This is a genomic window from Williamsia sp., assembly GCF_016462415.1.
Classification (GTDB): domain Bacteria; phylum Actinomycetota; class Actinomycetes; order Mycobacteriales; family Mycobacteriaceae; genus Williamsia_A.
In genome coordinates this window covers 1-12,947 of record NZ_JAEMTF010000120.1, presented here as the reverse complement: position 1 = coordinate 12,947, position 12,947 = coordinate 1, and the positions used below count along the sequence as shown (strand labels likewise).

The following is a 12,947-nucleotide window of genomic DNA, read 5'->3' as shown; positions in this document are numbered from 1 at the left end:
CGACCGGCAGTCCCTCGTAGGTGTCGTTGAAGTAGCGGTTGTCGAAGGTGTAGCGGACGGGCAACCGGGTGATGTTGCCCGCGGGCAGTTCCTTGGGATCGGTCTGCCACTGCTTGGCGGTGTAGTCGCGGATGAACGCCTCGTACAGCGGGCGGCCGATCAGCGAGATCGCCTTCTCCTCGAAGTTCTGCGCGTCGCGAGAGTCGAACTCGCCCGACTGCTCCTCGATCAACGCACGCGCCTGCGCCGGCGAGTAGAACTCACCGAAGAACTGCGAGATCAGCCCCAGCCCCATCGGGAACTGGTACGACTGCCCCTTGTGCAGCGCGAACACGCGGTGCTGGTAGCCGGTGAAGTCGGTGAACTGGTTGACGTAGTCCCACACCTTCTTGTTCGAGGTGTGGAAGAGGTGCGCGCCGTACTTGTGGATCTCGATGCCGGTGGTCGGCTCGGGCTCGGAGTACGCGTTGCCGCCGAGATGGTGCCGCCGGTCGAGGACCAGTACCCGCTTGCCCAGCTGGGAGGCCGCCCGCTCGGCGATGGTGAGTCCGAAGAAACCAGAACCGACGACTATCAGGTCATACCGCGTATCGACTGCCACGGGGGTTCAGGGTAACCGAACCGGACTCACGGTCCGGCGTCGGCGGACGGGAACCCGAGGGCACCCTCGGCGCCCTTGGCCACGAAATCCTTCAGGGCGCCACCGGCGAGCACGTGGGCTCCGGTGGTCGGACTGAAGTAGACGTTGCCGCCCGCGAACTTCTGCACGGCGCCGCCCGCGATCGTGATGACCGGGCCCAGGACCTGACCCAGCAGCCCGGACGGTCCGCCGAGTTCGGCGATCTTCGCGTCGATGGCGGCGATCGCGGCCTTGAGCAGATCGGCCACCGGACCGGTCAGGGTGCTCGGCACGGCGCCTTCACCCGGGATGGTCGTGCTCGGGGCCGCGGGGGTACCGGGTGTCGTGGGCGTGCCGGTCGTTCCGCCGCCTCCGACCGCGCCGAGAAGGGAGTCGACCAACGACGGGAGCACGCCGCCGGGAGCGGTCGCGCCGGTCCCCGAGGGCGAGCCGGGACCGACACCGGCGGGCGGTGCGACGATGCGTGGCTTCGGCTGGCCCTGCACGGTGAACCACGCCGAGCGGAGCTTGAGCTTCGTGCGGACGTCGTCGCCGGTGGCCTCGACGGTCCGGGACGTCCCGCTGATCCTGACCTTGGTCGCGCGACCGTTGTCGGGGCCGAGACCGTTGGCCTCGACGACCGCGATACCGGTCAGCGACCCGACGCCGAATGCGGCGGCGACGCTGCTCGATCCGACCGTGGTGGTCCAGTTGTGGTTCGGCGACTCGGTGTCGCCGTCGTCGACGACGGCCGGGAAGTTGACGCCGGCGGTGTAGCCGCCGGTCGATGAGGAGAACTCGGTGAACGCGGGCTGACCGCCGACGACGCGGATCTGCCCCGCGGTCGCGTCGGCCGCGACGTTGGTGCGCGGGTCCTCGCCGCCGGCGCCGCCGTAGACCTGCGACATCATCGTGTCGTCGATCTTCTTGCCCTTGTCGGTGGCGGCGAGCGCGTAGGTCCGTGCGGCCACGGCCTGCGCCTTGAGTGCCTCGGCGCCGCCCTGATCCGCCCAGCGCGCCGGGCTCTCCTTCGGAGTGACGCCCTTGACGTAGTCGTCGACTCCCACGATGTTGACCGTGCGGCTGCCGTCGAGCCCGATCGACCCGCGGTAGGCGTCGTCGGATCCGCAGAACCGCAGCCACTCGTTGGCGGGCCGGTTGGGCGCGATGTTGATCGGGTCGATCTTGGCCGGCGTCACCGGGATGGTCCGCACCACCGCACCGCCACATCCGGCGGTGACGGTGGCGGTGGTCCCGGACAGACGAACCGCCTGCCCGGGGGCCACCGTCTGGCCACCGACCCTCATCCCGGCGTCCGCACGCACATTCGCCGTGGTGTTGCGTGTGAGCGCAACCGTCACGGCCTTGTCCGTCTTCCCCGCGGTCGTGCCGCCGTAGTAATGGTCGAGGATCTGGTCGTACTTCCAGCCCTTCTTCGCGTACCCGAAGGCGCCGTACTGGCCCATCCCGCGGCCGTGTCCGAACCCGTGGCCGATCAGCGTCACCTGCGCGCCGACCGAGAGCGACACCGGCTCGTCGATGGACGACTCGTGCGCGACGAACGCGCCGACGCCGATGGCGGAGACCACCAGAGCAGGAGCCAACCCCAGCGTGATCGAGGTCAGCGTTGCGCGGTCGGTGGCTCGACGTGCCATCGGCGATCCTTCATGTGGGGTCGGGAAAGTAACTGGTGGGACTCAAGCGACTGTAGTGACCGAATTGAAGTCACAACAGTGAACTCATGTCACAACAGCATCACGAGTTACACGCCACGCCGTCGATGGTCGTGGACTTCACCCCCTCCCGCCGACACGATGTGGCGGTCTGTCGGATTTCGGCGGGCCGAACGAGGGAGATCCACAGTGCGCTATCGCCGACCGAGGCCGTCGATCGTGTTGGCGGCCGTGACGGCGGTCGTCGTCGCGAGCCCGGTGGCCGTTCTGGTGGGCGGCAGCGCCCCCGACAACGCCGTCGACCAGCGAACGCCGGCGTCCGACGCCATCTCGACCACGATCCGCCAGGTGAGCCTCGACACGGTCCCGTCGACGGTGCTCGACCTGGTCCGCTCCGGTCTGGCCGGGGTCGGCGTGACGCTCCCGCCCCTCGACCTGCTCAAGCTGCAGATTCCTGACATCGCGCGGGCGTTGCCGCCCGGCGTGCTGCCCACCGGCCTGATCCCGCCCGAGCTGCTCCCCTCCACGGCACCGTCCACCACGAGCGCCGCGGCGACCACCGATCCGCGGAAGCCGGTGTCGGCGCCCGTCCCCGCGGGCGCGGTCGTCAAGGAGATCACCCGCAAGGACCCGTTCAGCATGATCGCCCTGACCTGGGACGGTCTCTCCGACACGACCGCCTACGTCCGAGCCCGTCAGCCCGACGGATCGTGGGGTAAGTGGTACTCCGCCGATCCCGTGGACGGGGGCCCGGCCGTGCGCACCGGACGCACACCGACCAGCCAGGGCACCGAACCGGTCTGGGTGGGCAACACCAAGGCCGTCCAGGTCGTCGTGACCAAGGACGGTGTCGCCACCCCTGGCGTCGAGGGCGCGAAGCCCGCACCGTCCGCGGGGGCGACAGCGACCACCACCGTTCCCGAGATGTCGGTGGCGCCGGGCGAGATCGCCCCGCGTGCGTTCACCGTGCCCCGCGCCCCGGTGCAGGGCGACCCGATGGCCCCCGCCGCGACACCGGCCCCTCCCGGACCTACCACCACCGCGTCGGTACCGGCTCCGATGACGACCCCGTCCACACCGAACGCGCTGGAGAAGGTCGTCTCGACGCTCAAGGCCGCGCTGATCGACCCGGGTACCGGCGGCGCGCCGGGTGGCCTCGGCCTGCCCGCGGTCCTGCCCGGCCAGCAGCCGCCGATCATCACCCGCGCGCAGTGGGGCGCCGACGAGTCCAAGCGCTGCCAGCAGCCGACCTACGATCCCGGTCTCAAGGCCGCGGTCGTCCATCACACGGCAGGCAACAACGACTACACCGCCGAGCAGTCCGCCGAGATCGTGCGCGGCATCTACGCCTACCACGCGCAGACGCTGGGCTGGTGCGACATCGGCTACAACGCGCTCGTCGACAAGTACGGCCAGATCTTCGAGGGCGCGTTCGGTGGCCTGGACAAGAACGTCCAGGGCACGCACACCGGCGGGTTCAATCGCGACACCGTCGGCGTGGCGATGATCGGCAACTACAACGACGTGGCGCCCTCGCCGGAGACCATCCGGTCGGTGGGCAGCTTCCTGGGGTGGCGACTCAAGCTCGCCGGTCTCGACCCGAAGGCCAACGCGCAGCTGACGTCGATCGGCTTCGACACCGCCAAGTTCGGTGCCGGTGAGACGTCGAACCTCCCGGTCATCAGCGGTCACCGCGACTACGACAACACCGAGTGCCCCGGCACCCTCGGCTACGCGGCGCTGCCGCAGATCCGGGACGTGGCCGCGGGCAATCTCGCCGCTGCGGGCTCCCCGAGTGCGGCGCCGACCGCACCGGGCACCTCGACGACGCCGGGGGCGCCGAGCACCTCTCCGGGGGCCGCCGACGTCCTGTCCACCACCGACGTGGGTGCCATCGCGAAGAAGTGGCTGTCGCTGGGCGGTGCGACCGGCCCGCTGGGCCAGGCGCAGACACCGGAGATGACGACGCCCGACGGCGCCGCCAAGTACGTGAACTTCTCCGACGGCAAGATCTACTGGTCGAAGGAGACCGGTGCGCAGGTCGTGCAGGGCGCCATCGAGAAGGCCTGGGGAGCGGCCGGCTTCGAGAAGAGCGCGCTGGGCATGCCGGTCTCCGGGGAGACCGACGCCGTCAGCGGCATCATCACCCAGGCGTTCCAGTTCGGTTCGCTGGTGTTCAACAAGACGACCGGCGTCGTGGTGAAGGTGATCAAGGCGTTCGTCGATGAGTTCACCCGCAGCATGCGCGACCAGTTGAGTCCGGCCGCGCGACCGGCGACGCCACCGGCCGCGAGCACACCGGCCCCGGCGGGGGCACCGGTTCCGGTGCCGACCACCGGGCCGGTCGGCTGAGGCCTACTGCCCGACGGGAGCGGTCGAGCGCGCGGTGCCCGCGTCCGACAGGCAGGTCGCGGTGATGATCGCGGTCCATCCGGTCGGGGTGTCCGGCTTGACCACCGGGTTGGGCTGCTCGGAGCAGGCCTGGTTGCCGTTGAGGCGCACCGAGTTGAACAGGTAGAGGTTGATCTGCGCACCGATGACCGCGCTCTGCGGTGTCGGGTAGTACCGCGAGACGAACTTCTTGTCGTAGGTGCCGGCCACTGCGGCCGAGGCGCCCGGATCGGTGGTGGTCGGGGCCGCGGACGCGGCGCCTGCTCCCACCATCCCGATGCCGACGACGGCGGCCGAGGCGGTGAGACCCAGGACGATGGAACGGGCAGGACTGCGACGGTCGGTGTTCATGGTCATGTGATCAGTGTCCCAAAATTCTGGACGTCGTGTCCACGTACGCCCGATGAATCATCCGTACCAGCGCATGAGGACTCGTCCGACCCCGTCGTTGTCGTTGCTCGTGGCGATCTCGTCGGCCGCGTCCTTGGCCGCCGGATGCGCGTTGGCCATCGCGACACCGCGGTTTGCCCAGCGCAGCATCTCGATGTCGTTGGGCATGTCGCCGAACGCGATCACCGCGTCGGTGGGCAACGAGGCGATGTCGGCGAGCTTTTTCAGGCCCGACGCCTTGTTGATCCCCGGCAGGGCCAGCTCGATCAGCCCGTTGTCGGTGGAGAAGGTCACCGCGGCGAGGTCGCCGACCACCTCGGAGAGTCGGCGGGCCATCTCGTCGCTGGCCATCCCCGGCTTGCGCACGAGGAGCTTCACCGCGGGTGCCGAGACGACCTCGTCGTCGCCGACCTCGATGTGGTCGGGGTTGAGCCAGGCGTGTTCGTACCCGGTCGACGCGACGAACGGCGGAGTCGCTGCGTCGTGGGCGCTCTCCCCCACCCGCTCGGCGGCGAGCCCGCACCCCGGGATCAGCTCCTGGGCGAAGCCGGCGAGGCGGACCAGGGCGTCGGGGTCGAGGGTGGCGGTGTGCAGGACCTTGTCCTGGGCGACGTCGTAGACGATGGCGCCGTTCGCGCAGACCGCATAGGTGAGCGCGTCGAGTTGGTCGGCGATCTCGGCGATCCACCGCGGTGGCCGGCCGGTCGCCAGCACGAACGTCGTCCCCACCTTCGCGGCACGACGGATCGCCTCCCGCGTCAGCGGACGCACGGTGTTGTCGTCGTCGATCAGCGTCCCGTCGACGTCGCTGACGATGAGGGTGGGTGGACCGAACCTGGTGCGACGCATCGTCAGTGACCTTCCTTGTGTTCGCCGCGGGCCCGCGCGGCGCGCAACTGCGCCTTGCGGGCGTCGTCGGCGGCCTCGATGACCCGCGCCTGCGCGAGGGTCGGAGCGCCCCCGCCCATCGACGCGGGCACCCAGTAGGCGCCGGGCGGATGGTCGCCGTACGCGACGCGCACGTCGTCGAGCATCGCGGCCATCACCGACTTCAACCGGGCCGTCTCGGTGACGGGGTCGCCGGTGCAGTCGATCGGGTCGCCGAACCGGACCGTCACCGGGATGTGGCTGCGCCCCATGTCGCGCGTACTCCCACCGACCTTCTCGCCGGTCTTGGTCCACTGCCGCTGGGCACCCCACACTATGCACGGGACGATGGGGACCTCGGCGGTCTGCGCCATACGCACGGCGCCGGTCTTGAAGTCCTTCAGTTCGAAGCTGCGGCTGATCGTCGCCTCCGGGTAGACGCCGACGACATATCCCTGCCGTAGGTTCTCGACCGCCTGCGCGTAGGCCTCCGCACCCGCGGAGCGGTCCACCGGCACGGTGTGGGTGTGGGTGATGAGGAACCGCACCAGCGGGTTGTCCATCATCTCCGACTTGATCATGTACCGACACCGTCGTCCGCCGCGATAGACGCCGATGGCCGCCGGTACGAAGTCGACATAGCTCGTGTGGTTGATCGCGATCACCGCGCCGCCCGTCGACGGGATCGTGTCGGCGTTGCGCACGTCGAGCCGCATCCCCTGCGCCTTGACCAGCGCATGTGCTGCGATCTCCAACGTCCGGTAGACGGGTTCCATACCCTGAGCCTAACGACCCGCCCGGCACCGATCGACGATGTTCTGGTCATGCGGGTAGGTGACAGTTGTCGAATCGCCTGCTGGTGACCGAGGGCAACTGTCAGACTCATGTCCGTCCGTCGGGGGCGAGTTCTCACCACAGGGGTTCCAGCGTGCGAGCAGGTCGTCCACCGTCAGCGGCCGGTCCCGGCGACCCCTCACCGCTGTCGGGTACCGGCTTCCGGTCGTCGCTGCGGCAGTGGCTCCTCGGCGATCACGACTACGCGTGGATCGTCCACCACCACTCCATGCGTCCGCTGCATCTGCCCATCCGACTCGTGTTCGCCGCGAACATCCTCGTCTTCGCGGTGTGCTCGGTCCTGCTGTTGCTCAGCGAGAACGGGCCGTCGGGCACCGCCGCGACGGTGTACATCTGCGTGGTCCTCGTCGTCCAGCTCGCTGTCGCCGCCGCGATGATCGCGATCCCGGTGCCGACGAGCCAGCGGACCGCATTCATCTACTTCGTCGGCTTCGAGATCTTCGGTGACGTCGGGCTGACGTCGGTGCTGTGGCTCTACGGTCCGTTCGAGAGCGCGGTCGGCTGCGCGTTGTTCGCCCTCACGAGCGCTCTGTGCACCTACTTCGTCAGCTCCCGCTGGCTGATCGCACACATGGTGTGGTCGGCCGCGTTCATCTGCTTCTTCGCCGTCCGGCTCTATCGATCGGGGTTCCTCGACGGCTACGCGGTGGCCGCCGGTGCGATCGTCCTGCTCGCGGCGGTGTGCGCCGTACCGGTCGCCGCTCACGTCGCGTGGACGCTGCTGTCGATCGACGCACGCCAGTCGTTGCGCGACCCGCTCACGGGTCTGCACAATCGCCGCGGCATCGACGCATCGCTCGAACCGCTGTGGCGCGCCGCGCGGGCCGGGGGCACCGCGATCGGAGCGGTGGTCATCGACGTCGACAAGTTCAAACTGATCAACGACACCTACGGTCACGACGTCGGCGATCTCGTGCTGCAGCAGATGTCGGCCCGCATGGTCGGGCTCGCGGGCCCGACCGCGGTGGTGGGTCGGACCGGCGGCGAGGAGTTCACCATCGTGCTGACCGGCACGGTGACCGAGGTCGTCGACCGGGTCACGTCGCTGCCCGAACGCCTCCGCGACGCCATCAGTTCCGCGCCGGTGACCGTCAGCGTGGGCGCCGCGGTCATCGAGTCACCCGGCGAACACAGCCTCGACATCGCGATCCGGCACGCACTGCGCGCAGCCGACGCCCGCATGTACGACGCCAAGCGCAGCGGCGGCGGGCGGGCCTTCCTCAGCGCGATCTGAGCGGGCGTCGTCGTCAGTTCGGCTGGAACTGCGGCGGGTCCTTGCTGAGATCGACGTCGCCGGAGAGGTACTCGGTCGCCGACTCCGTCACCGGGGCGGGGTTGCGACTCGACCGATACGTGGCCTTCCACGGCACCGACCCCGACACGGTGATCGCGTTCTCGTCGGAGTATCCCGAGTAGTCCAGTTTGATCGCCGACAGCTCCATGTCGCGGGGGTCACTCCAGGTGACCGTGCCCGGTAGCGCGTCGAAGGCGTACACCTGCTGGTCGCAGCCCGGCTTGTCCACCGACGCATCGGTCTGCCTGGACTGCGCGCAGTACTGCAGGTAGGCCGTGACCGCGATCGACGCCGCCTTGTTGCCGTCCTTGCTGATGTCGAACTCGAGCTGCGGGAAGTACGCGGAGTCCGGACCGACGGGCCAGTCGTCGGCCTTGCCGTCGGTCGCGGCGATGTACTTGTTCGATGTCCCCCACTCCAGCGGACCCGGGAAGACGTACGCCTTCGAGTCGCTGGACACGTCCACCCCGAACAGCGTGGGTTTGTTCTTCTGGATCGAGCCGAGCGAGAGGTCGATCTCGATCGCGCCCCGCTCGATCTTCCAGTCGCCGTCGGTCTCGGTCAGCCGGAAGTCGACGTCGGCGTTGCGCTGGCCGAAGTTGTAGGTCGCCTTCACGACCGCGCGGCCCGTCCCGCTCGTGCTGCTCACGACCTTGACGTCATTGATCTTGGCCTTGGCCTGCTGGCGCTTGAGGATGTCGTCGGTCAGGAGTTTGGTGTTGCCGGGCGCGGCGATCTCCGACAGCGCCTTCTTCGCGTCGCCGTCGGAGAGCGCCTGGAGGTACGCCTGCACCGTGCTCGACGGGTCCGAGTCGCTGTCGTCGGAGAGGACCAGCAGCGAGACGGTCGTCGCGATGACCAGGATCACGACGATGCCCGCGATGATCGGTCCGATCACCCAGCCGCGGCGCCACCACGGCGCTCGGGTGGGCGGTCCGGGCGGCGGACCCCACGGCGGACCGCCGTTCGGCGGGCCGTACCCCGGCGGCGGGCCGTATCCCGGCGGTGGCCCGTACGGCGGCGGACCAGCCGGGAACGGCTGATTCGGGGGGAACTGCTGCCCGGGCGGCGGGAAGGCCTGCCCCGGTGTGGGATCCCATGGCTGACCGGGTCCCTGCGGACCGTTCCACCCACCACCCTGATTCGGCGGTTGACTCATGTTCGTACCCCGTGTCGTGAGAACCCGTACGCCCGTTTAGGGCGAATATCCCCGACAGAGTAGCGACCTTGGCTCTCAGCCGTCGCGCTCGGCGCGGCGGGCGGCCTTCTCCGCACTCTCCTGTGCGTCCATCGCGTCGGCCTCGGCCAGGGTCGGGGCCCCGCCGCCCAGGCGCGCGGGCACCCAGTACTCGCCGGCCGGGTGGGGACCGTAGGCCTGCTGGACCTCGTCGAGTGTGTCGGCCATGACCTGGTGCAAGGTCGCGGTCAGCTCGGCCGGGTCGCCGAGCGGCGCGATCGGGGGCGCGACGCCGATGCTGATCGGGGTGTTCGTGCGACCCATCCGTCGCGGGTGGCCCTTGGTCCAGACACGCTGGGCGCCCCAGATCACCGTCGGGACGATCGGCACCCCGGCCTCGAGCGCCATGCGTGCGGCGCCGGACTTGAACTCCTTGATCTCGAAGCTGCGGCTGATCGTCGCCTCCGGGTACACGCCGACGAGCTCGCCCGCCTGCAGGTACTCGACGGCGGCGCGGTAGCTGTCGGCGCCGGCGCCACGGTCGACCGGGATGTGCTTCAGCGCGCGCATGATGGGTCCACTGACCTTCGAGTCGAAGACCTCTTTCTTCGCCATGAAGCGCACTTTGCGACGGCCGTGCAGGAACGCGGGGAGCCCGGCGTAGGTGAAGTCGAGGTACCCGGTGTGGTTGATCGCGATGACCGCGCCGCCGGTCAGGGGCACGTTCTCGGCGCCGGTGACGGTGAACTTGAGGCCCTGCGCCGCCCACATCGAGCGGGCGATCGCGATCACGGTGTCGTAAGCGGGTTCCATGCGGATGACAGTAGCGTCCGCCTCTACCCTGGAGGGGCGGTCGCGTGAGCGACGCATGATCGAGAGGAACGAAACGAGTGCAGGTCACCAGCGTCGGGCACGCCGGATTCCACATCCAGACAGCGGCCGGGTCGATCCTGTGCGACCCGTGGGTCAATCCCGCCTACTTCGCATCGTGGTTCCCGTTCCCCGACAACACCGAGCTCGACTGGCGCACGCTCGGGGACTGCGACTACCTCTACGTCTCGCACCTGCATCGCGATCACTTCGACGCGCGGAACCTGGCCGAGAACGTCAACAAGGACACGACCGTCCTCTTGCCGGACTACCCGGTGCCGGACCTGCGCCGCGAACTCGAGGCGCTGGGCTTCCACAGGTTCGTCGAGACCGAGGACTCGGTCAAGACGACGGTGTCGAACGACAAGGGCAGTCTCGACATCATGATCGTGGCGCTGCGCGCGCCCGCCGACGGTCCGATCGGCGACAGCGGGCTGATCGTCTCCGACGGCGAGACCACCTGTTTCAACATGAACGACGCCCGCCCGGTGGACCTCGACGTCATCTCGGATGCGTTCGGCCACATCGACATCCACCTGCTGCAGTACTCCGGCGCCATCTGGTACCCGATGGTCTACGACATCCCCCGCAAGTCGAAGGCGAACTTCGCGGCACAGAAGCGGCAGCGCGGCATGGACCGCGCCCGGTCCTACATCGAGCAGGTCGGCGCCACGTGGGTCGTCCCCTCGGCCGGACCGCCGATGTTCCTCGACGACGAGCTGCGCTACCTCAACGACGTGGGCGACGCGGACGGCAACCCCGACCCGACGAGCATCTTCCCCGACCAGGCCACGTTCCTCGATCAGATGGTCGAGCACGGCACCGACGACGGCAGCAAGCACCGTGGCCTGATGATGGTGTCGGGGTCGACGGTCGAGCTGCGCGGGTCCGAGCTCGTCGAGATCGGCCACCCGTACCCGCCGGAGCAGGTGTTCGGGGCCAACAAGGCCGCCTACATCGAGCGGATGGCGGAGAAGTTCGCACCGGTGATCGCCGAGGCCAAGGCGTCGTGGGCGCCTGCCGGGGGTGAGCCCCTGCTGCCGGCGCTGCGCGATCTGTTCGAGCCGATCATGGCCGCCAGCGACCTCATCTGCGACGGGATCGGCTACCCGGTCGGACTCGTGATGGGTGATCAGACCGTCGTGCTCGACTTCCCCAACCGCACGGTGCGCGAGCCCAAGGAGGGCGAGGGCAAGTACCGGTACGGGTTCCGGATCGCACCGGAGATGGTGCGAACGGTGTTGCGCGACAACGAGCCCGACTGGGTGAACACGATCTTCCTGTCGACACGGTTCACCACGTGGCGCATCGGCGGGTACAACGAGTTCCTCTACACGTTCTTCAAATGCCTCACGGCGGAGCGGATCGCGTACGCCGACGGCTGGTTCTCCGAGGCCCACGACGACTCCGCGTCGATCCAGAAGGACGGCTGGGAGATCCAGCGCCGGTGCCCGCACCTCAAGGCCGACCTCTCGAAGTTCGGCGTCATCGAGGGCGACAAGTTGACCTGCAATCTGCACGGCTGGTCGTGGGATCTGCCCACGGGACGGTGCCTGACGTCCAAAGGACACGAGTTGCGGGCGTCGAAGATCGAGCCGTGACCCCTCGGCCGGAGCGCTCCTATTCCTGGGACCCGCCGGGAACCCGTGCGACGTCGGAGCTGCGTGGGCTCGACCAGGTGAAGGCACAGATCTCCGGGGAACTCCCACTGAGTCCGGCGGCGTCGACGCTGGACTACCACCCCGTCGACGCCGGTGAGGGATGGGCGGTGATCGAGGTCGAGCCCCGCGAGTTCCACTGCAACGCCAACGGAACCGTGCAGGGTGGGGTGATCGCGGCCGTGATCGACTCCGCCTTCGGGTCGGCGGTGATGACGGTGAACACCGAGAACCGGCGTTTCACGACACTCGATCTGAGCTGCCGGTACATCCGCCCCATCTCCCCCGACAGCGGCGCCGTCCGCGTACGCGCCGAGGTCGAGCACCAGGGGCGGACCACGACGACGGTGCGGGCCGAGGTCCGTGACGGTGCGGGGGTTCTCGTCGCCAGCGCCACGTCGACGCTGCTGATGTTGTCGTAGAGCAGTCGCCGGCCGGTCACAGGACCCGGAACGACTCCCCCGACAGGAAGAATCCCGAGCCGTCGGAACCGCGGCAGGTCAGGCCCGCGGTCGCGGACGAACACGTGATCCGGCGACCGTTGTCGATCGAGAACACCACGCTCTGACCGTAGTTCAGGGCACGCGGGGTCGTGAAGAAGTTGCCCTGGATGATCGTCGCGCACGGACGGCCCCCTCCCGGGAAGTAGCCGAACTGGGTCGCGCGCGGCTGCTCCTCACCCGGGTAGAAGCCACACACCGCGGTGGCTGCGACGGCATGGCCCTGATTCGGCGTCTGACAGATCATTCGGTCGTCGGCCGCTCGGCACTGGATCTTTCCGGTCGGGCTCGAGAACCCGTAGCCGTTGCCGTCGGCGAAGTCGGCGGCAGGAAGCGGTCCCGACGGTTGCTGTCCGGTCGCGGGTGCGGGGTCGCCGGCCTCGATGGTGTCCGCCGTCTGCCCCTCGGTCGGTCCCGCATCATCGGAACCCTCGGGATCGGGGGCCGCCGAACTCGAGGCGGTCACGGTGACCGTCGACGTCGGTGCCTGCGAACCGGTGTCGGACTGCTCCGACGAACAGCCCGCCACGAGTAGAACAAAAGCTCCGGCCACTGTCGCGAACCTCAGCGGGGCAATTCCGATCATTGGTACTCCTCAGTTCCGGGGTGTAACCCCATGTCGCTCGCCACGTCGTAACCGTTACCTCCGCATA

General features: G+C 68.9%; 12 protein-coding genes. 4 read left to right on the top strand and 8 right to left on the bottom strand.

Annotation, left to right across the window (positions count from 1 at the left end):
- The coding region (locus JHC79_RS20430) for an NAD(P)-binding protein (protein ID WP_296394277.1) at positions 1-601 on the bottom strand (601 nt) is incomplete at its 3' end.
- A 26-nt stretch (positions 602-627) separates the two neighbouring features.
- On the bottom strand, positions 628-2,274 hold the full coding sequence (locus JHC79_RS20425) for a SpoIID/LytB domain-containing protein (protein ID WP_296394275.1): 1,647 nt from the start codon (positions 2,272-2,274) through the stop codon (positions 628-630).
- A gap of 207 nt (positions 2,275-2,481) precedes the next feature.
- Between JHC79_RS20425 and JHC79_RS20420 the strand changes: the two genes are divergently transcribed.
- Positions 2,482-4,644, top strand: a complete 2,163-nt coding sequence (locus tag JHC79_RS20420; protein WP_296394273.1) for an N-acetylmuramoyl-L-alanine amidase — start codon at positions 2,482-2,484, stop codon at positions 4,642-4,644.
- Between the two features lie 3 nt (positions 4,645-4,647).
- On the opposite strand, the gene JHC79_RS20415 is transcribed toward JHC79_RS20420, so the two are convergent.
- The 3 genes from JHC79_RS20415 to JHC79_RS20405 are packed head-to-tail and all read right to left on the bottom strand — an operon-like array spanning position 4,648 to position 6,716.
- Positions 4,648-5,040: a hypothetical protein gene (locus JHC79_RS20415; RefSeq protein WP_296394271.1), complete on the bottom strand. Its 393-nt coding sequence runs from the start codon at positions 5,038-5,040 to the stop codon at positions 4,648-4,650.
- Positions 5,041-5,091: 51 nt separating this feature from the next.
- Positions 5,092-5,922 carry an HAD family hydrolase gene (locus tag JHC79_RS20410; RefSeq protein ID WP_296394269.1) on the bottom strand — a complete coding sequence of 277 codons (831 nt, stop codon included), beginning with the start codon at positions 5,920-5,922 and terminating at the stop codon, positions 5,092-5,094.
- Between the two features lie 2 nt (positions 5,923-5,924).
- Complete coding sequence (locus tag JHC79_RS20405; protein ID WP_296394268.1) at positions 5,925-6,716, bottom strand: lysophospholipid acyltransferase family protein; 792 nt, start codon at positions 6,714-6,716, stop codon at positions 5,925-5,927.
- 152 nt (positions 6,717-6,868) lie between these two features.
- Between JHC79_RS20405 and JHC79_RS20400 the strand changes: the two genes are divergently transcribed.
- Positions 6,869-8,029, top strand: a complete 1,161-nt coding sequence (locus JHC79_RS20400; RefSeq protein ID WP_296394266.1) for a GGDEF domain-containing protein — start codon at positions 6,869-6,871, stop codon at positions 8,027-8,029.
- 13 nt (positions 8,030-8,042) lie between these two features.
- Here JHC79_RS20400 and JHC79_RS20395 read toward each other — a convergent pair whose 3' ends face one another.
- Together JHC79_RS20395 and JHC79_RS20390 are read right to left on the bottom strand one after the other, a co-directional pair.
- On the bottom strand, positions 8,043-9,248 hold the full coding sequence (locus tag JHC79_RS20395) for a hypothetical protein (RefSeq protein WP_296394263.1): 1,206 nt from the start codon (positions 9,246-9,248) through the stop codon (positions 8,043-8,045).
- Between the two features lie 75 nt (positions 9,249-9,323).
- A complete protein-coding gene (locus JHC79_RS20390) occupies positions 9,324-10,079 on the bottom strand; it encodes a lysophospholipid acyltransferase family protein (RefSeq protein WP_296394260.1) in 756 nt (251 codons plus the stop codon).
- A 77-nt stretch (positions 10,080-10,156) separates the two neighbouring features.
- On the opposite strand from JHC79_RS20390, the gene JHC79_RS20385 reads away from it, so the two are divergent.
- Both JHC79_RS20385 and JHC79_RS20380 read left to right on the top strand, forming a co-directional pair.
- Positions 10,157-11,737 carry a Rieske 2Fe-2S domain-containing protein gene (locus JHC79_RS20385; RefSeq protein WP_296394258.1) on the top strand — a complete coding sequence of 527 codons (1,581 nt, stop codon included), beginning with the start codon at positions 10,157-10,159 and terminating at the stop codon, positions 11,735-11,737.
- The gene (locus JHC79_RS20380) at positions 11,734-12,216 is read left to right on the top strand and encodes a PaaI family thioesterase (protein WP_296394256.1); all 483 of its coding nucleotides are present in this window, start codon (positions 11,734-11,736) and stop codon (positions 12,214-12,216) included. Before JHC79_RS20385 ends, JHC79_RS20380 begins: the two co-directional genes overlap by 4 nt.
- Before the next feature lie 16 nt (positions 12,217-12,232).
- On the opposite strand, the gene JHC79_RS20375 is transcribed toward JHC79_RS20380, so the two are convergent.
- Positions 12,233-12,880: a hypothetical protein gene (locus JHC79_RS20375; RefSeq protein WP_296394254.1), complete on the bottom strand. Its 648-nt coding sequence runs from the start codon at positions 12,878-12,880 to the stop codon at positions 12,233-12,235.
- Positions 12,881-12,947 lie beyond the last annotated feature (67 nt).